The sequence below is a fragment of the Dyadobacter sp. CY312 genome, from assembly GCF_021390535.1.
Lineage (GTDB): Bacteria > Bacteroidota > Bacteroidia > Cytophagales > Spirosomataceae > Dyadobacter.
This window is the reverse complement of the sequence record NZ_JAJUXG010000012.1, coordinates 350014-371098: the sequence shown is the minus strand read 5'-3', so window position 1 is coordinate 371098 and position 21085 is coordinate 350014. Positions and strand designations below refer to the sequence as shown.

13 protein-coding genes are annotated in these 21085 nt (G+C 43.5%); 4 read left to right on the top strand and 9 right to left on the bottom strand.

Annotated elements, in window-relative coordinates; genetic code table 11:
* Window positions 1-15: 15 nt before the first annotated feature.
* Window positions 16-3393 carry a glycoside hydrolase family 2 TIM barrel-domain containing protein gene (locus LZG71_RS18360; RefSeq protein WP_233822752.1) on the top strand — a complete coding sequence of 1126 codons (3378 nt, stop codon included), beginning with the start codon at window positions 16-18 and terminating at the stop codon, window positions 3391-3393.
* A gap of 56 nt (window positions 3394-3449) precedes the next feature.
* Here LZG71_RS18360 and LZG71_RS18355 read toward each other — a convergent pair whose 3' ends face one another.
* Genes LZG71_RS18355 through LZG71_RS18335 form a run of 5 tightly spaced genes read right to left on the bottom strand, consistent with a single transcriptional unit; the run spans window position 3450 to window position 7403 of the window.
* Entirely contained in the window at window positions 3450-4013 is a 564-nt protein-coding gene (locus LZG71_RS18355; protein WP_233822750.1) for a YceI family protein, read from the bottom strand.
* A 13-nt stretch (window positions 4014-4026) separates the two neighbouring features.
* Entirely contained in the window at window positions 4027-4911 is an 885-nt protein-coding gene (locus tag LZG71_RS18350; protein ID WP_233822748.1) for a DUF5777 family beta-barrel protein, read from the bottom strand.
* An 18-nt stretch (window positions 4912-4929) separates the two neighbouring features.
* The gene (locus tag LZG71_RS18345; protein ID WP_233822746.1) at window positions 4930-5427 is read right to left on the bottom strand and encodes a ubiquinol-cytochrome c reductase iron-sulfur subunit; all 498 of its coding nucleotides are present in this window, start codon (window positions 5425-5427) and stop codon (window positions 4930-4932) included.
* Window positions 5428-5476: 49 nt separating this feature from the next.
* On the bottom strand, window positions 5477-6901 hold the full coding sequence (locus LZG71_RS18340) for a hypothetical protein (protein ID WP_233822744.1): 1425 nt from the start codon (window positions 6899-6901) through the stop codon (window positions 5477-5479).
* A complete protein-coding gene (locus LZG71_RS18335) occupies window positions 6882-7403 on the bottom strand; it encodes an RNA polymerase sigma factor (RefSeq protein ID WP_233822742.1) in 522 nt (173 codons plus the stop codon). Before LZG71_RS18335 ends, LZG71_RS18340 begins: the two co-directional genes overlap by 20 nt.
* A 253-nt stretch (window positions 7404-7656) precedes the next feature.
* Between LZG71_RS18335 and LZG71_RS18330 the strand changes: the two genes are divergently transcribed.
* Window positions 7657-8703, top strand: coding sequence for an acyltransferase (locus LZG71_RS18330; protein ID WP_233822740.1), 1047 nt, complete (start codon window positions 7657-7659; stop codon window positions 8701-8703).
* A 30-nt stretch (window positions 8704-8733) separates the two neighbouring features.
* Here LZG71_RS18330 and LZG71_RS18325 read toward each other — a convergent pair whose 3' ends face one another.
* From LZG71_RS18325 to LZG71_RS18310, 4 genes are all read right to left on the bottom strand, one after another.
* Window positions 8734-10185, bottom strand: coding sequence for a glycoside hydrolase family 30 beta sandwich domain-containing protein (locus LZG71_RS18325; protein ID WP_233822738.1), 1452 nt, complete (start codon window positions 10183-10185; stop codon window positions 8734-8736).
* 63 nt (window positions 10186-10248) lie between these two features.
* A complete protein-coding gene (locus LZG71_RS18320; protein WP_233822736.1) occupies window positions 10249-11715 on the bottom strand; it encodes a RagB/SusD family nutrient uptake outer membrane protein in 1467 nt (488 codons plus the stop codon).
* 12 nt (window positions 11716-11727) lie between these two features.
* Window positions 11728-14694, bottom strand: coding sequence for a TonB-dependent receptor (locus LZG71_RS18315; RefSeq protein ID WP_233822734.1), 2967 nt, complete (start codon window positions 14692-14694; stop codon window positions 11728-11730).
* A gap of 394 nt (window positions 14695-15088) precedes the next feature.
* Window positions 15089-17032, bottom strand: coding sequence for a 7TM diverse intracellular signaling domain-containing protein (locus LZG71_RS18310; RefSeq protein WP_233822732.1), 1944 nt, complete (start codon window positions 17030-17032; stop codon window positions 15089-15091).
* Window positions 17033-17263: 231 nt separating this feature from the next.
* On the opposite strand from LZG71_RS18310, the gene LZG71_RS18305 reads away from it, so the two are divergent.
* Together LZG71_RS18305 and LZG71_RS18300 are read left to right on the top strand one after the other, a co-directional pair.
* A complete protein-coding gene (locus LZG71_RS18305) occupies window positions 17264-19075 on the top strand; it encodes an ABC transporter ATP-binding protein (RefSeq protein WP_233822730.1) in 1812 nt (603 codons plus the stop codon).
* A complete protein-coding gene (locus LZG71_RS18300) occupies window positions 19075-20892 on the top strand; it encodes a MutS family DNA mismatch repair protein (RefSeq protein WP_233822728.1) in 1818 nt (605 codons plus the stop codon). Before LZG71_RS18305 ends, LZG71_RS18300 begins: the two co-directional genes overlap by 1 nt.
* Window positions 20893-21085 lie beyond the last annotated feature (193 nt).

Genomic DNA, 21085 nt, shown 5'->3' with positions numbered 1-21085 from the left:
CCTCAGGTGAAAAACATGCGCAACTTTTCCATCCATTCGTTCTTCCTTATTTCAGTTCTGTTGTTTCGTTTTTCTTACAACGCAAATGCCCAGGCCGTTCCGGAATGGCAGGATCCAAATGTTGTCAGCGTCAATACAGAAAGGTCCAGGGCGGATTTTATACCCTACCCCGATGAGAAAAGTGCAATACTGAAATCAGGCAAGTCTCCTTTCGTAACTTCACTTAATGGCTCCTGGAAGTTCAAATGGGCATCGCATCCATCAAAAGCAATGCCCGGATTTTACAATCCAACGGTAAACACAACCAGTTGGGACGACATTCCGGTACCGTCCAACTGGCAGGTAATTGCGGCGAGGGAAGGCCGGCCTTACGACAAGCCCATTTTCACCAATATTAAACATCCTTTTCCCGCCAATCCGCCCCGCATCACTTCTGACACAAATTCGGTAGGAATGTATCGTACAACTTTTACAGTTGAAGACATTCTGAACAAAACAGTTTTTATTCAGTTTGGAGGCGTGGCATCGGCCTGTTATGTATGGCTGAATGGTGAGGCGATCGGATACCATGAAGACAGCATGACACCCTTCGAGTTTAATGTAACCGAGGATATTAAACAGGGTGTGAATCATCTGGCGGTGCAGGTGATCAACTGGTCGGATGGCAGCTATCTGGAAGATCAGGATTTTTGGCGGCTTTCCGGAATCTTCCGTGACGTAAACCTGCTCGTTTTACCAAAAACAATCATTACCGACTTTTCGGTACGCACCGATCTGGATGAAAAAGATGAAAACGCAACGCTAAGAATCGGCGCATTTGTGAAAAACTTCGCAACACAGCCCATTCATGCGCATCAGGCAGTTTTTACGCTATATGATGCAAATGGCACTGTCGTAACCAGTCCGGTGAGCCAGTCAATCAGTGAACTGGAATCTTATCAGGAAAGGGCGATCAGGGTGGAAATTCCAGTGCAAAACCCCTTGAAATGGAGTGCAGAGATTCCGAACCTGTATAAACTGACGATCCAGCTCATGAATTCCGATGGTAAAGTATTGGAAGCAGTAAGTCAGGCGGTTGGTTTCAGATCCATTAAGATTAAAAATGGCCAGCTGCTTGTAAACGGCAAAGCCATCACGATTAAGGGTGTAAACAGACATGAATTTGATCCCGAAACCGGACGCGTCATCAGCCGGGAATCCATGATAAAGGATATCAAACTGATGAAGCAGCACAACATCAATGCGGTGCGGACTTCACATTATCCGAACGTGGCGGAATGGTACGACCTCTGCGATCAATATGGCCTGTACGTGATGGATGAGGCCAATATTGAAAGCCATGACCTTTGGCAAAAAAATATTATTCTGGCCGATAAACCAGAGTGGAAAAAAGCATTTATGGCAAGAGGAACGGCGATGCTGGATCGTGACAAAAATCATCCGTCTATCATCATCTGGTCGCTTGGAAATGAATCAGGAATGGGTGCCAATTTCACCGCTATGGCAGATTTCATACGCCTTGCCGATCCTAGTCGGCCAATTCACTATGAAGGGAGAAGAAATTACAAACCAACAACCCTGAGCGATTTTGACATTATTTCAGTGATGTACCCTTCCACCAACGACATGATCGAACTGGTGAGGCAGGACAAAGCCCGGCCATTAATCGTGTGCGAGTATGCACATGGGATGGGAAACAGCATTGGTAATTTTAAGGATTACTGGGATGTGATCGAAAAGTATCCAACGATGCAGGGCGGTTTTATCTGGGACTGGGTGGATCAGGGATTGAAACTGAAACGCGAAGACGGCACAGCGTATTGGGATTACTTCAACTATATAGATGGTGCAAACGCCGGCGACGGTCTCGTAAATCCTGACCGTATACCTCAGCCAGAGCTGAGCGAAGTAAAAAAAGTATATCAGTACATTAAGTTTGAGTTGCCAGATACATTGCGACAAGGACAAAAAACGGTTGTGATCCGGAATAACTACGATTTTCTGTCCACCAATGGATTTGATCTTGCGTGGTCATTGCAGGAAAACGGAAAAATTATTTCAAAAGGAATACTTGCTAATCTAAACATTCCGCCGCACCAGGCGCACAAAATCAACATTCCTTATGAACTTCCAAATGGAAAATCTGCCAGGAGTGAGTTCTTTCTAAACCTCAGTGTCTCTTTAAAGGCTACCAATACATGGGCTGAAAAAGGACATGAAGTCGCCTGGTATCAAATTCCTGTGGCTGCATACAAGCCGGAAAAAGAGCAGGTAAGTCTTACCCGCAATACGGCGCTGCGGGTAACCCAGTTAAACAGCAACCGGACACAAATTACTGGTCAGTACTTTTCTGTGACTTTTGACAAAAAAGAAGGCCGCATGATTTCTTTTAAAAACAAAAAAGAAGAAATGCTGGAAGCTGGTCCGTATGCAAACTTCTGGCGTGTTACCACTGATAATGACGAAGGCGGAGGTGCTAAAAGTTTTGCATCGATATGGCGTAATGCAGGATTGGATACATTGCAGCTGCTCTCATGCGCCATCAAAACAGAAAGAGTCAATACCCATGCGCATCGTGTACTGTTAACAAAAGTTTTGAAAGGTACTACGGGTGAAATGCAGGTAAATTCAGTTTACACGGTATATGCGACAGGAGATATTCATGTTCAAAATACCTTCACACCCTCAGGTGACTGGCCTATGATGGCAAAAGTGGGTATGCAGCTGCAAATGCCTTCAACCTTTAATAAAATGCAATGGTACGGAAATGGTCCGCACGAAACTTATGCTGATCGAAAAACGAGTGGCCGTGTCGGTGTATATTCCGGAAATGTGGATGCACAGCATTTTCCATACATAGCCCCTCAGGAAAATGGCAATAAAACGGACCTTCGCTGGGTAAGCATTACCAATCAGGGGGGGGTAGGTTTGCTGGCGATCAGCGATTCGCTGTTTAATGCGAGTGCCCACGATTATTCCGATAAAGAACTAAAAGCAGCCAAAACCAGAGGAGCCGTTTTAGCAAGAGGAAACATGACTACTGTTAATCTGGACTTAGCACAAATGGGATTGGGCGGAGACGACAGTTGGTCCCCCAGAGTGCATGCGGCTTATCAGCTTCCTGCCAAAACATACAATTATTCCTTCCGGCTGAAAGCGATTGAGCCTGCCACAAACATTGACGAAGTATTAAATTCCCAACTGCCTTACCTACCTGGAATCTCCAGCATTGAACCTTTGGTCAGTGAAGGCGACAATACGACTTTGAATGAGGAGGAAGAAGAAATAGAAGAACCGGTGGTTAAGAAAGCAGTTGTAAAAAAGGCACCGGTTAAAAGGAAAGCACCGGTTAGAAAGAAACCGGCGGCAAGGAAAAAGAAGAGAAGAAGATAAACATAACCCGCGCGCCTGCATCTTTCGGTGCAGGCGCGCGGGTTTCCAGCCAACTATTACTTCACAGCTTGCAAGGTATAGTCTGCTTTAACAGTGATATTTTGTGCAATTTTAACGAACACGATTTGTGGCACTTCAATTTTATGATCTGCAAGCGCCACCAGAAAAGTGGATGTAAGTAAAATTTTCCCACCAGCCACCTTGATTTTACCCTTGATTGTCCTGGTTTTGGTCACACCATGAACGGTGAATTTTCCAGTCGCCGAAGCGTCATATTCTCCATCCCTGGAATAATCAACAGCCTGATCAATTTTCCCGCTAAACGTTGCCGTCGGATATTTATCCGATTCTATATAGTTTTCATTGAAATGCTCCTGCATCAGTTTATTTGGGAAAGAGAAATCTTTCATATTCATTCGCATGGCAACCTCACCTGTGGAAGTATTCAAAATTGCCTGCGATTTCTTGTTTTCCGCGTTGATGTTTTCCAGAGGCGTCTCAGATGAAAATTTTGTATTACCGGCACTGGTAGAGAACATAGACTGCGCCTGCAATGTCTCCAATGGCAAAACCAAACGGCCAACTACCAGAATAAATGCGATCGATAAATACTTACTCATGACAAACTGTTATTTAGTTGGCTGATTTCTTATTCTTTTTATCAAAACTGAATGTCCGGGAAATATTAAATCCGTAGTGAATGTCTCCCTTTCCCCAGGTTCCGGCTGTTTCACCAATAAACTGCTTTTCGATCATGCCCAATGAATTGGTAAAATGCAGCTGAAAAACATGGCCTCCCGTTTCAATATCTACGCCAAAAGACATAGAATCGTGGTATGGCGCAGTGAGCGTATTTTTCTCCCTGGCCGTCCAGAAATATTCGCCATTGATCGAAACACGTTTTGATATCTTATACCTTCCTCCGATACCGACAGCGAGCAGCAGCTTTTCATCTCCCGTCACTTCCGGCCGGTTACGATACAGATACGTGGGAGAAAGTTGTAAAGACAACTTCTCACTGAATTTGCGGGCAATGAGCACTTGCGCCGTGTAGTGGATCTTATTCTGAAATTTAAGCTCCTTGTTGACTGTGGCAATACCTCCTCCACCAAAAAGTGTTACAGAAACAGGTACAATCCTTGTTCCGGATGTCTGTTCAATCATTTTATACTTACCAAAAAAATCATAAACCTTCTGCGATGTACTCCTTCCTATCCCAACCATAAACCGGTCCGTTATTCCATATTCAAACCCCATTCGCATGGTCGCCTGATCGAGGCCGAAAAACTGGTATGCACCGGAATTAAGCCTTCCAAAACGGTGAGAAATACGGAAATCAAGATGCTTTTTCTTCATCGTTTCAACCGATTGCCCGTTTACAACCCGGGTAGACTTGAAGGTTGCCGTAACGGGATACGATTGAGCACTGTCACTTTTTTGCAACTGGCTCAGCAGGTCATCCTGCGCCTGGGACATAGCAGGGACAGCCAGCAATATTAATATGCGGAGTAATTTCATAGCAAAATAAAATGAGGATTAAGCAGTTACAGTGAGGGTATTTCCATCTGCCGAGAGCGATGTTTTGTAGACTTTCAAAGCAGTTGCAGCAGGGCCTTGCTCAACGGCACCAGTTAATGAAAACTCTGATGAATGGCTTATGCAAAAAATGTCATTTTGCTGGGTACGGTATTGTACCTGGCTTCCTTCGTGGGTACATCTTTTGGATAGCGCTACATATCCGTTCGAAGTCGTGAACGCTACCAGAACATCTCCAATAATTTCAGAAGAACCAGCTGTTTTGAATTTGGAGTAACTGCTGTTAGTGAGATCAATGGTAAAATTGACACTGTTTCCCGTTGTAGTTCCACTTATACCTGTTCCCGCTCCGGCACCTGCGCCCGGATCATCTTCCTTGGAACCGCATGAAGTCATTGTTGTTCCAAGGCAGTAAAAAGCCATCAATGTGGAAGTGCTTAAACCAAGACTTCTTAAAAATTCTCCCCTTTTCATTCCTTCTGCTTGTGACGTTTTCATAGTGATATAATTGATTGGTGAATGCGAATAAGCAGTAAATTCCCTGAGCTTATTTATTGAAAACAGGTGTGTAACGCAGCGAAAGCCACATACCTGTAGTTACGAGATTTACCTTTCCATAGCCGACACCCTTTAGAGGAATGCGGATATAGGGTTCAGCGAGGAGAGAGAGTTTATTAGAAATCCGGTGCTCATAACCGGCCGACAGTGTACTGTGACTCAGCCAAAACCAGCCTGTTTTTCCTTTCCAGCCAGGCACCTGCCCGTGCACATAATCGGAATATTTATAGTCGTATTTTTCCTTTTGAACGTAATAGGAGGCAAAGCCTGCTCCGGCAAATATCCTGGACCGTTCATTTTGAACCAGATCATAACGGAAGCCCATAGGAATTTCGATCATGGTACACGTTCCGTCCACACCATAAGGTGTATTGATATTCGTCACATATTTATTCAGCTTGTATTCTCCTGCCCCCGCACTATAATCTTTCACGCTTCGCACTACGCCAGCCTGCACGTACAATTTGCGAAGGAGAGCGTACTCAATCATCATGGAAACAGCAGATCCCGGCTTGGAAAAGTTCTTCAACCCAACCGTAGTCAAATCCGGAGAATAGCCGAAACGGATCGCCATTTTAGGAGAAATATCCCTTTGTTTCTCTCTTTCTAACGGTGGAACTGTTTCCGGTGAATCAATATCAGGCAACGCCAAACCTTCATTTTTTGTGAAAGGCAATGGATTGATAAAGTCTACGCCATCTGCTGAACTGCGTCCCTGCTGCATTTCTGCGACCTCAGGTATAATCGTTTCCTGACTACCCTGCACATCTGTGGACGTTTGACGCGAACCGCTTAAAGTTTTGCTCCCGGCTGCCTCTCTTCCTGATTCCAAAGGAGATGATATACCTTCACCAGCTTCGTTTTTTAAGCGACCGGATTCAAAATATCCAGCTTCTTTTCTTAAAAGTCCGGAAGCCATCTTCTCGGATTTTCTAACCAGATTACGGGGAGAACCGACATCGGATTTTCGGTAACGGTTGACATATACGGGCACATCATTTTTAGCACGGTTCCTCGCTCTCTTTGCAACGCTCGTTTCTGAAACGGTTGGCAATTCATCTGGAATTAATTCTGTTTCAGTAATTTTTTCCGCGGACGTTGCTGACTGCGATCTCCTTTCTGGTATCTCGACTTCATTTGCCTTAACTGTCACATATTTTTTTCCTGTATTTGCAGAATGATTGACATCAGATACGGGAGATTTCAACCAATAATAGCCCAAGCCCATTGGAATAAGCAGTGATAGCAATCCCAAAGGCCACCATTTCCTCAACCAGCCAAGCGGACTCTTCCCATCATGCTCATCCAGACGCCTGCTTAAAGCATCCCAGTCTGCGGGTTCATAACTTGGATCAAACTCTTCGGATGACTTTCTGAAGAGTTTATCCAGTTCGTCATCTGGTAACTCTGTCATAATTGTCAATGTTTATTTTTGATAACATTTCTCTTAGCTTTTCCCGGGCACGAGACAGATTTGACTTCGACGCACCGGTGGAGATGTTCAACTGCTCCGCAATTTCTTCATGATTATAACCATCAATAACATACAAACTAAACACAAGCCGGTACGCAGGAGTCAGTTGTTGTATAAGACCCACCAACTCCTCATAAGCCAGCTTACTGATCACGTTCTCATCCACCGACACATCTTCCCCTGCTTCGGCGGTCTCAAAAATATCTCTCTTTACTTCATGCCGGTAGTGGTCCAGAGCCGTGTTAATCATCACCCGACCGAGCCACACCTTGAATGATTTATTGGTGTCAAAACTATCCAGCTTTGTAAAAACCTTAAAAAATCCGTCGTTAAGAATTTCCTTCGCCGATTCCCTGTTTTTTGAATACCTCAGGCATACCCCCATAGCATATCCATAGAACTGCTTATAGAGCAATTCCTGGCTACGACGATTTTTTTTCATACAGCCGTCGAGTAGTTCTTGCAGAACAGCGGAGTTGTTCTCAGGCATGCCATTTCATTTTTCTACAATTACGGTTGCTTTGCGACAACGGTTGCGTGGAGGGAGAATAATTTTTAATAAATTTTGAAAACATGACTTTTCTAATGAAATTCATAACCTAAATAACCATGCGTCTATTGATTATTTACCAGTAGAAATGCCAGGTCATTCGTTAAATGCAAAGTTTGCAGCAAGACCAAACACCAACACATGAATGCACACACTTAATCGGTTTCAGGAACTTGATGCAATAAGAGGATTAGCGGCGCTGAGTGTCCTTTTATTTCATTTTACATCATATCAAAAAGTAAAGGAAGTAGGTTTCCATTTCACCTACGGTGTCACCGGAGTTGATATTTTTTTCATGATCAGCGGGTTTGTGATTTTTCTTACGATAAACAAGACAAAAAAATGGCAAGACTTTGTCGTGTCCCGATTCTCACGCCTGTATCCTACCTACTGGGCATGTGTAACACTCACCGGAATTTTTATATTGATCTACCAACCTTCCACTTTCAGTATATCTCAATTTGCTGCCAATTTAACCATGTTCCCTGCTTATTTTGGCGAGGAAGACCTCGACGGCACTTACTGGACCCTTCTCATTGAGCTTCTTTTTTACTTCTGGATACTGATCATATTTATTTTCAATGGTCTGAAACGAATAATCCCAATTGCACTTTGTTGTACAATTGGGATTATGCTCTTTCATTATTTTGCTGCCTGGTACCCCAATTTCTACTGGTTCGCAGGCAAAAAGTTACAGTTGATAAATCACTTTCCTTTATTCTTCTCCGGAATATTGTTTTACAAGATGAAGGTCAACGGGTTCTCTCTAAAATATCTGCTGCTCATTACATTGTGTTTTTTATCCACCTTCTACCTTCATGACAAGGGCGGAAGATCTTATCAGATGATTTCTTTGCTGGAACATCAGTGGATCATTCTACTTTATCACGTAATCTTTTTCTTATTTGTTTACGGAAAACTGACCTTTCTTATTCGTAAGCCGTTGCTCTACCTGGGTAAGATATCTTATAGTTTATACCTCCTACATCAGTTTATAGGATTACAATTGATCGGAACGTTCCATGAATCGTTGCATTTACACATTTACGCCGCCATGGCCTTATCAATTCTGGTCTGCATCGGCCTTGCTGATTTCATCACCAGATATATTGAGAAACCCGCAATCGATCACATCCGAAATTGGTATAAGAATAAAGAAAAGGCTACTTCTGCCTTCAATATCACCGAGTGACTAAATCTCTGTTTCAGGATTGTTTCTCTATCATTTCCAAACCAACGTAGCTACCGAATTAGGCTCAATCGTATAATTGAATTGATTTGCACCATCGCTTACGGTAAACTTCTGATTATCTACTCCCTGATTCAGAACCACAAGGACTTTGCTTCCGTCAGTATTCACAAAGGCTGAACTTTCCAGTTTGCTCGCAGATGTAAATTTATCAGACTGTACTCTGAATGCACCCGGTCTGATAAACTTGGACATGTGTGCAATGGTATAATATTCGACGTTTTTGACAACCGACCCGTTGGCAGCGATTGTTACTACACCTCTGCAATTGTCGCACCCCTTGTTTTTAGGGCCATCATTTTCGTCGAGGGCAAGGTTCCATAACAATGCATTTTTTGACCAGTTGTTGGCGGTACCAATAAAGATATTGGACATGTTCCATTTCAGATTGTCCGAGAAATTGGTTGCCCAGCGACCTCCTGATATTTCGGTAAAATAAAGTCCTTTGTCAGGAAATTTGTCGTGGACCTCACTCATGGCTGACACATTTCCACCATAAGCATGGAAAGCTGAACCTGTTACAAAAGGATTTGTCTGAGCATCACTCAAAATGGCGATCGGATAATCCGGTCTGTCCCAGTTGTGATCATACAACAGGATTTTGGCCTTAATTCCATTGGTTTTAAAAACAGGTCCAAGGTGATTTTTGATAAAAACATTCTGTGCCGCCGCATCCATACCCATCGAAGGATATGCTGCTTCGTGCAATGGCTCGTTCTGAACTGAAATCGCATCAATGCTGATGCCTTCCTTTTTGTATGCATCCAGATATTTTACAAAATAGTTGGCAAATGCGCCATACCATTCCGGTTTCAGACTTCCACCCGCCAGTTTCCCGTTGTTTTTCATCCAACCCGGCGCCGACCAGGGCGTAGCCATAATGCGTATTGCAGGCTGTGCACCTACAACCGATTTTAAAACCGGGAGCAAATCGTCCTGATCCTTTGCGATTGAGAATTTACTCAGTTCAGCATCAGTTTGTCCTGCCGGTAGATCATTGTAGGTAAAATCTTCTAGCGAAAAATCAGACGCTCCCATCGTTACCCTCAAATAACTCATGCCAATTCCTGCCTCCGGGTCAAAAAGATCTTTCAACAAAGCGGCACGTTGCGTGGCATCCATTTTCTTGTTGATCAGGTAAGCGGAAGAGCCCGTTAATGCTGCTCCAAAACCTTCCATTTCCTGAAATTTTGTACCAAAATTGATATTGATCAGATTCGCAGACCCAGCCGTATTGCTCTTACCTATGCTCAGCGGATTTTCCTTCTGCAACAATTTGGTCTGAGAGCCATTGGTTACCCACACTGCCACCTTTCCGGCATCATCCACTTCCGGATGCTTCACACTTTCATTGGGAGAATCCGCAGAACAGCCGTTCATTACCATACTAAGGCACAAACCAAAAACCAATGTTGTTTTTTTCATCTCATTCGTTTATTAAAGCAATGCCGAAAGCGGAATCCACCTCCGGCATTGCCGACATAATTCTTAATAACCCAGATTCTGCTTAAGATTCTCGTTTTTATCTATCTCTCCCTGCGGAATAGGTAGAAGAAGTTTTGCTTCATTCAAACTGTAATTTAAGCTATTACCGTTACCATCTTTCACAGCTTCCATAACAGGAATTGCTCTTCCGGTACGCACCAGGTCATACCAACGCTGTCCTTCAAAGGCAAGCTCCAAACGGCGTTCTCTTTCGATAGCCAAACGCAAAGAGCCTTGATCAGCAGAAGTATTTGCAGCCAGTTTCGCTCTCGTTCTCACCTGATTCAAAAGTGTCTTCGCACCTGCAAGATCTCCCGTTTCATTCAAAGCCTCTGCTCTTAGAAGCAATACGTCAGCCAATCGGTACATGATAATATTCTGAGAAGCGTCTCCGTTACGCATTTTATATGCAAAAGGGAATTTGGTAAGCGCCCAGTATTTATCAGACCATTTACCTGTCACGTCCGCAGTGAAAATGGTGGAAGCCTTACGAACCACATCTTTTTCATCATCATACGCTTTAACAAGATCGTTGGAAGGCGTGTTGAATTTCTTCCAGTCTGTTCCGTAAAACATTCCTGTTCCCCAGTTTCCACCGGTTGCCCAATCTGTAAAGTTCAGTTCAAAAATGGCCTCTGCACTATTTTCATGCTTTCCGTCCCACAGCTCTTCAAAATTTGGCAATAAAGAGTAGCCAAGACCGATCACTTTTTCAGTATTCGCTTTTACCTTTTCCCAATCCTTGTTAGTAGCGTGTACTTTTGCAAGAAGCGTATACACCGCACCTGGTGTTACAGTCATTTTATCCGGACCTGTCTTTGGAACTGCCACAGCAGCCTCGTCCAGATCTTTGATGATTTGTGTATAAACAGCCGCGGCTGTACTGCTCGCCGGATACAGCTGACCATATATCTCTGCCACATTGGAAGATGTAATGGTCGGAAGCTCGTCTACCACCAAAGGGATATCGCCATACAAACGAACCAGGTCAAAATATGCACGGGCACGTATGAACTTTGCCTCTCCTACGATCTGCGCTTTACGGTCAGCACTCAGTGATGCGTCGGTTACCTTTGGAACATTGGCAATGATTGAATTGGCACTTGCAATGTGGTTGTACAGATAACGCCAGTCTCTTGCCGCTACTGCATTCGTGGATAATATCCTGAACTCATCCACCTCGAACCAGGCAGCATTGTCTGCACCGGCATAAGAATTATCCGAGCGACCATCAGCCATGATGTAATTATCCATCACATAGTACTCCGCTGAGCTGGTTTTAAAAATGGAGTAACACCCCGCCAAAGCAGCTTCGGCAGTAGCCGCATTGGTGATAGATGATCCTGCCGTTCCGGTTCCGTCACCACCAACGACGGTCTGAGATATAGGTTGAAGATCCAGCTGATCCTGACAGGAAGGCAGCAATGCTGCCGATCCAAGAAGTATGGCTATATAACTTAATTTTTTCATGAATTCTCTTGATTAAAACTGAACATTAAGACCCACAACAAAAGCACGGGAAACCGGATAGGTTCCGTAGTCAATTCCTAATGTTGCTCCACTTGATGTAAATGCATTCACCTCAGGATCAAAACCTTTATACTTTGTAAACGTCAACAAATTTTGTGCAGTTACATAAACCGATGCGCGGCTCAGCTTGATTTTATTGGCCCACTCTCTATCCAGATTGTAAGAAATCGTAGCGCTTTTAAGACGTAGGAAAGATGCGTTTTCAACAAAACGCGATGAAATCAGTGAGTTATTCACATTCCCGTCGGTTGCACGTGGAATATCTGTGATGTCACCCGGTTTCTGCCAGCGTCTCAACACTTCGGTCGACTGGTTTTTGCTGTCATACATTCCTTCTGTTTCCAGACGTGATGCATTGAACGCCTTGTTTCCATGCGATCCCTGGAAAAGGAATGAAAGATTGAAGCTTTTGTAAGTCAAGGTATTGTTCATACCGTAAGTAAACTTCGGCTGAGCAGAACCAAGAATCGTACGATCCTGTGGCGTGAAAGCACCGTCGTTATTTACATCGCGATACATAATGTCTCCTGTCTCAGGATTTACACCGTCCGAAATGTAACCATAGAATGTACCCAAAGAAGCACCTTCCTGCAAAATAATGATCTGATCACTTCTTCCTTCGACGTCTGCGTAACGATACACCTTGCTCAATTGCAAATCGGTGATTTTATTACGGTTGAAAGCGATATTAAAATCAGTATTCCACTGGAAATCGGATTTATCAAAATTCACAGTCGACAACACGAATTCAAGACCTTTGTTTTCGAGCTTCCCAGAGTTTCTTGGGATGTAGCTGTATCCACTTGTATTTGGCAATGGTACATTCAGCAATAGATCATTGGTTTTTTTCAGATATGCATCGGCAGTCAAAGTGATTTTTCCCTGTAACATACTCACATCCACACCAATGTTGGTCTGGGTTGTTGTTTCCCATTTCAAATCAGGGTTTGGTGCATATTCAGGACCAGTTACGGCAGGACCTGATGGCGGAGTTGTAGCAGTACGACGCGTATAACGGTTCAAACCTTTAGACGCATAGTTGGCAAGCCCTTCCTGATTACCATTCTGTCCCCAGCCTCCGCGTAGTTTCAAATCATTGATGAACTTAACATCCTGCATAAAAGGCTCCGCAGAGATACGCCATCCGGCAGATACCGATGGGAAGAATCCCCATTGATTTCCTTTGGCAAGTTTAGAAGAACCATCCGCACGGAAGTTGGCTGTAACAAGATATTTACTGTCGAAATTATACATCAAACGTCCCAGGTAAGAGTTCAAAAACCACTCCGATTGTTCGGTGTAAGCATCTGTAATCTCGTTTGCAGCATTGATGGTTTTTACAATACCGTCAGCCGGGAAATCTCTTCCTGCCATGTACGAATTGTTCCAGTTGTTCTTTTGGACGGTTGTTCCTGCAAGTGCTGAGAAATTGTGTTTATCCACACTCTTTTCATAGTTCAGCGTGTTTTCCCACAGGTAAGTGAAAGAGTTACTTCTGGTCGCATTTCCTAAACCATGTGTGTTTCCGTCAGTTCCCCAACCTTCCGTAGTCCGGTATGGATCAAGATAGTAATCGTTGGAGTGGTTCATATAGTCAATCCCGAAGTTGGAACGCACAAACAGACCTTTTGCCAAAGTGATATCACCCACCACATTACCAAAAATACGGTTGTCTTTCGTTGCTTGAGAAGGTCCGAACATGGCAGCAAGCGGATTATCCCAGCCAGCTTTCAATGGATTTGTGGAGAAAATGGTGCCTCTCACCGGATGTTCAGAATAGATTCCCATAGTCGGAGGAGCACCCAGTGTTCCCAACACTACCGCATTACGACCCGCATTGTTGTTGTCCTTCACATCACGAATCCTGGCATTGGCATAGCTAAAATTGGTTGTCAACTTAAACCAGCTTTTGATCTGATTATCAAGGTTCGCTCTGAAAGCATACCTTTTATAACTCGCAGGTTTGATGATACCATCATCTTTTGAAATAGCTCCTGAAACAAAGTACTTGCTCTTGTCAGTACCACCCGAAAAAGACAACTGGTAATTTTGGTTGTGCCCGGTTGTAAACACTTCCTTATTCCAATCTGTGGTTTCATTTCCTACGGTAACGTTGTTACCCATTTCATTCATCAGTGCGACATACTGCTGTGGATTCAACACATCGATTTTCTTAGCCATGTTAGAAAATCCATAGTACGCTCCGAAGCTCACCTGCGACTGGTTGGCTTTGCCTCTTTTGGTGGTGATGATCACGACCCCGTTGGAAGCCCGCGCTCCATAAATTGCGGCAGACGATGCATCTTTCAAAACCTGAATGCTCTCAATGTCGTTTACGTTCAGGTCACGCGTATCCATTGTTGGCACACCATCGATTACGTAAAGAGGCTCATTTCCTGCCTGTACCGACGTAGCTCCGCGCACACGAATGGACAATGCTGCACCTGGCTTACCTGATGGCTGAGTTACCTGAACACCGGCGGCTTTTCCCTGCAAAGCCTGAGCCGCCTGAAGAATCGGACGTTCTTCTATATCCTTCGTGTTCACCGAAGCAATAGAAGTAGTAACGTCACCGCGCTTTTGCGTACCATACCCGATCACGATCACCTCATCAAGGCTTCGCTGGTCGGCAGTCATGGTTACATTGATTGCTGTCTGATTCCCTACAACCACTTCCTGTGATCCGTATCCAATGAAGGAAAACACTAAAACTGCCTGAGTATTTGGTATAGAAATTGAATAATTCCCATCTACATCTGTAACCGTTCCGGTCTGGCTTCCCTTCACCAAAACACTGGCTCCCGGTAGTGTCTGGTTTTGCTGATCTTTAATGACACCTTTTACGACAATGTCCTGTGCATGCGCAAGGCTGGTTATCGCGAAAAGCATGGCAATGAATAACGTAACTCGCTTTCCCATAAATTGTTAAATCAAATATTGGTAATTTATTCTATAAATTTTAGGACAATTCCATGCAACAAAGTTGGTTTGGTTTTATGGATTATGCAAATATTTTTTTACATAAATTACTGAATAACAGATAGTTATAATTAAATTGATACGGTTTAAAACCGCAATTATTTAAGACTGATTATGCTGAAAGACAAGCACTAAGAGAAGAAATGGTTAGCAAAGCAACATCCCTGCCGATACGCCTCGCAACCGCTGTTGTTTTGACAAAATAAGAGCAATGAAGAGTTAAGAATGAAAAATGAAGAGTTGTAATTTAAATGAATCCTGGCCTTGCGCAGTGGTAATTAAGGAGCTGCCCAGTTGACGAGCAGCTCGCACATTTCACTTTTCACAAAAAATTTCAAGCCGGTTCGCTCACGTGATCAAGAATGAGTTTGCTCCATCCTTCTGAGTTTTTGGATGATGCAAGTTCTTTTTTGCGGTCTTCCATTACTTTTTTAATACGACTACCGTAAGCCCAGCAGGTACTCTGACGAATGGAGAGAATCTCGGAAAGTTTATGAGATGATATTTTGCCCTTAGTGGTGTAAATCAGGAATACCATATAAAAGGCTTTATTGATAGGAATGCGTGTATTTTGAAAAATGGTATGAGAAATCACCGACTCGTCATAATCGCACTTGGCGCATCTGCGGCTGTAAGGGCTATGCCCGTGGAAATAGTGATCATGCCCGCATTTTTTACAGATGTATCCTCCGCCTTCTGTGCTTTCATTCCATTTTATTCCTGCCAGAAACTTAAAGCAACTGTCATTATCGGGATAAATCTTGCTAAATTCTTCAAAATCGACCTCCGCTGACATCACCCGTGCACGGGTTACTTTAACTACATTGGTTTGTAATACTTCATTATCCTGCGCCAGCAATAAATTCATTTGAGAAATCTCCTCCTTTTGCTGTTGAAGAAGCACGTTCACATCCATCAACTCTCTGTTCTGTTCTTCAATGATTGCCGACTTCTCAGAAACTTCTTTCGTGCGCTCCTTCACCTGTGATTCCAGCTCTATGTTGAGGGTATCTTTCAGTTTTTGGTTCAATGTCATTTGCCGGATGATCTCACGCTGAGCCTTGTCTTTCCGTTTTTTCAGGATTCTCACCTTGTCCCCGATCGCAAACGACAGGAATACCATTTCCAGAACAAAACAAATACTCAGACTGTAATAGGTGATCACACCGAAATTGATGCCGTCTACATGAAGCATCAGTAATAGCTTATGTATGAAACCAATAGACAAAAAAGCATAACCCAAAACAAAGAACCGAGCCGGACGATAGCCTTGCCGGTAAATGTATATCCCCGAATAAAATGCTACCGCCAATGGCACCAGCTCAACGAATTTGTAACTAAACCAGTCTGTATTAAAAAGCAGACAAATTCCGAAGAAAACTGTCCTGGCAATGATCACAAACACGATAAACCGATCCAGCCGGGGCGCTTTTCTGTGTGTATAAAGAAGTGTTCTTGTAAATTGTAAAGCAAAAATACTCACGCCGTAAAGCGCAACACCGTAGGCATATTGATTCCACTCGGGAGCATTTGGCCATAGATATTGATAGGCGACACCGTCAATACACATTTCAAATAGGCCAACGCATAAATTGTAAAGGACGTAATAGAGGTATTGCACCTGTCGAACTGCCAGGTACATCATCAGGTTGTAAAAACTGAATACCAGCACCATTCCGTAGAATATCCCAAAGATGAAATACTCATCCAGCGCATACTGGATAAACCTGCTCACCGAACGTAACACAACGATTACATCGGCAGTTTGATGCGATTTGACACGGAAATAATAAGTACCCTCATAAGACTCATTGTTCCCGATATTGATCTCAAAGTTCTTGTGGTTGTATTCCCGTTGTTTAAACGGATACTGATCTCCCGTTGTACGGGCAATGTAGTTCCCTTTTTCATCCGGCAGGTACATGGTTATCTCATCAATCGTCTGATCGAAAAATTCCAGTATCCAGTTTTTAGAGCTTGCAGGATCATGCCCTATTCTGATTCTGTACCAGTAGGCTGCTTTCAGATTATAATTCTGCGGTGTATTTTTAGTCAGTGATTGGAACTGACTGTTAAGGCTGGGCTTTCTTACATCAGCCAGTGTATAATTACCTGCTGTATCTTCCAGAAATTCAATTTCCCGACCTGTAAACATGTGCTGATCCACAGCATCTTTAATCTGTACAACGGGCTGTGCCATTGTGACCGAAACCGCAATCAACAGCAGAATTCCAACAAAAACCACTATTCCCCGAACCCGGCTCACAATTGTATTCATCCCTCAGATTTTATTAATCCACAAAGTTTACAACTAATTCTCAATCCTTTGCCATATACAACAAGCTTTTACACTCAAATACCATTTACCGTCCGTCCTTTTCGGAATACGTACTTGATATTTATTGCGTATTTTTGAGGCTAAAATTGCAGTACTATGAACATCAGCCGATTGTATACAACGCTGATCTGATTAAATAACTGCATTCCAAATATCGAATTACAGCTTAAAATGGCCGAAGGTGACATTAATACGGAGAAAAAATCTCCTTTTTCAGTAAAGAAAATAAGCTGGGACGGACTTAAAATAACACTTAAGCTTTTCAAATATATCCTTCCCTATAAAGGATATTTCGTAGCAGGAATGCTATTTCTGGTGCTTTCCACGGCCACTTCACTGGCATTTCCCAAGCTCATAGGAAGCATCATCGAAGTAATGGAGGGAAAATCGTCCTACACCATCAATCAGGTAACGATTCTTCTTTTTGTTATTCTGATTCTACAGGCGATCTTTTCCTTTTTCAGGATATATCTGTTCACTATTGTGAGTGAAAGATCTATGCTCAATATCCGTTCCGATGTTTTCAGCAGGATTATCACACTTCCCGTAACCTATCTGGAACAAAAGCGCGTTGGTGAGCTTACCAGCAGGATTACGTCTGATGTTTCGCAATTGCAGGGATTGTTGTCTTTCACGATTGCTGAACTTTTCAGACAAATAGCTACGCTTGTCGTCGGTATTGCCATTCTATTTTACACATCCTGGAAGTTGACGCTTTTCATGCTTGCTACATTCCCTTTGCTTGTGGTGGCTTCGGTATTTTTTGGCAGGCACATGCGCCGATTGTCAAAAAAAGCACAGGACGAACTCGCAGCAGCGAACGTAGTGGCGGAAGAAACGCTTCAATCGGTGAATGTTGTGAAGGCATTTACAAACGAACACCTTGAAATAAATCGTTACACCACCATTCTGCAACGTGTTGTGGATCTGTCGTTGTACGCAGCGCGTTTCCGGGGCGGTTTTGCTTCTTTCGTGATTCTGGCTCTTTTTGGAGGTATTGTTGGTGTGGTTTGGTTTGGAGCCGGTCTGGTGCAGTCGGGTGAAATGAATCTGGCAGATCTGTTCACTTTTATTCTCTACACCACTTTCATCGGCGCATCCATCAGCGGCATGGGCGATTTGTATGCCCAGATCAACAAAACCGTAGGTGCATCTGAAAGGCTTTTTGAGATTCTTGAAGAACCCGCCGAAATTTCTCCGGAAGAATCTTCTACCATTCCGGCTGCAATGATTGAAGGCCACGTATCTTACCAGAACGTCCATTTCTCGTATCCTTCCCGTCGGGATCTACCTGTTTTGAAGGGGATTTCATTTGATATTCAATCAGGAGAAAAAATCGCACTTGTTGGTTACAGTGGTGCCGGTAAGTCCACCATCATCCAGCTTTTGCTGCGTTTCTACAACTACAATTCTGGTCAAATTCTGATTGACAATAAACCGCTTACGGAATATGGCATTTCAGAAATACGAAAAAACATTGCGGTTGTTCCTCAGGAAGTGATGCTGTTTGGAGGTACCATTCATGAAAATATCCTGTATGGAAAACCTTCTGCCACGCCTGCCGAAGTTTATGATGCAGCCAAACGTGCCCATGCGCTGGAATTCATCGAATCTTTCCCAGAGAAAATGGAAACCATTGTGGGTGAACGCGGGATAAAACTTTCGGGAGGCCAACGCCAGCGTATTGCCATTGCCAGAGCAATTTTAAAAGATCCGAAGATCCTTATTCTGGACGAAGCAACGAGTTCGCTGGATGCAGAATCAGAAAAACTGGTTCAGATTGCGTTGGACGAACTCATGAAAAACCGGACCACAATTGTGATTGCGCACCGGCTTGCTACGATCAGAAAGGTTGATCAGATATATGTGATCAAAGAAGGACAGATTGCAGAGTCAGGCACGCATCAACAGCTTTCCTTGCTCGACAATGGTCTGTATGCCAGTTTAATAAAATTACAATTTGAAGCAACAGAAAGCCTTTAATGGAAAATAGTAAAGATATCAACGTAGAAAACCCTTCTGTTTTTTTTCAAAATGAGTTGGACAAAGCCCGCTTGTCGGAAAAAGAAGCACAGCAAAATTTCAACACATTAGCAGCTGCCAGACTATTCGTTTTCTTCCTCCTTTTGCTCAGCATTTGGCTGGTCAATAAAACGGCAATAAACACCATACTGATTGGTACGCTTGTTCTCACGGTTTTGTTTTTTGTATTGATGAAAAAACAACAGACTGCGAAGAGAGAGCGAAATTTTCAGAGAAACTTACAGACTGTAAATGAAGATGAATTGGAACGCCTGGCTTTCCGTTTTAAAAGAACTGATACAGGAGTTCATTATCAAGAAAAAAATCACAGCTACGCTACCGATCTTGATGTATTTGGAGAGTATTCGCTTTATCGGTTGCTGAACAGAACCCGCACCGCCGAAGGAAGCAAACGACTGGCAAACTGGCTTAAAAACCATGCTCGATTGGAAGAAATTCTGATGCGGCAGGAAGCCTCCGCAGAATTTAAAAAGCACACAGACTTACGTCAGAAATGGGAAGCCACTGCTCTGCTCCACGAACATGCAGCACAACAGGTAGGTGCTTTTCGTGCCTGGTCATCAGAAACCCTGCCAACAGAACTCAAAAATTCACTAAAATGGCGTTTTTGGCCGGTTGTAACTTTACTAGTAGCCGGGTTTTGCGTTGCAGGTATAATTCCGGGCTGGGTTCTGCTCCTGAGCTTGGCCTGGCACGCTGTTCTGTTGAAACGTTTTCAGGAAGCTATTCTTTCCGTTACCAACCGTACCACAGCCCTGGGTTTTACGCTTACTGCCTATTCTGAATTGCTTGAGCTGGCTGAAACTGCACCGCACCGTTCCAGATGGTGGAATGAAAGGAAAGCACTTATTTCAGGCTCTTCAAAGGCACTCAAAGAAGTCGGCAGTCTGTTTGAAAAACTGGATTACCGTAACAATGTCTTTTTCTCTTTGTTCGTCGGTATTCCTTCTCTCTGGGACCTACATTGCATCGCAGGGCTGGAAAAGTGGAAAGCAGCTCACTACACACATTTAAACGATTGGTTGGACGTATTGGCTGACGTTGAGGCAATGAACAGTTTGGCAGGACATGCTTATGCTCACCCGGAATATGTGATTCCCCAAGTGACCTGGGAAAACGGGGTTGTGATTGAGGCACAAAATATGGGACATCCGCTTATTCCGAAGGAACAACGGGTAAGTAACGATTTTTCGATGAGCGGAATGGGACAAACCATTCTTGTAACCGGCTCTAACATGTCGGGTAAAAGTACCTTTTTGAGAACCATCGGGCTCAATATCGTGCTTGCTCAGGCGGGAGCGGTTGTGTCGGCCGCCAAATTTTCCTGCACGCCGGTGAGGGTTTTCAGTAGCATGCGAACCCAGGATTCACTCGAAGAAAATACTTCGTCGTTTTATGCTGAGTTGAAAAGACTGAGGCAATTATTGGAAATGGCTGATGAGGTGAATCAAGCGCCTGTATTTTACCTGTTGGATGAAATTTTGAAAGGCACAAACTCGGCAGACCGCCACCGCGGAGCCGAAGCACTGATCAGGCAATTGCATCCCAAAAAGTCGGCAGGGTTTGTCTCCACCCACGACCTTGAACTGGGCGAATGGGGAGCTACTGAAAATTACGTTCACAACTTCCATTTCCGTTCGGATGTAGAAAACGGGCAATTGCATTTTGATTACAAACTTCATGAGGGAATATGCCGTAGTTTCAATGCATCTGAACTCATGAAAATGATGGGTATCGACATTGGTCCGGATAAGTAACAAAATAAGCCTAATTGAAACTGCTTCAAATGATATCGGCTGTTTTACGTAACTTTACCATTCATAATTACGTTTGTGGATAACAGCAACATGCGTGGGGCTGAATTTAAAATGAATATCTCTAATAAATAACGCTTATAATAACCTGAATGATAGTAATGATGGCGGGACAGTTCGTATTGGGATTGTCAAT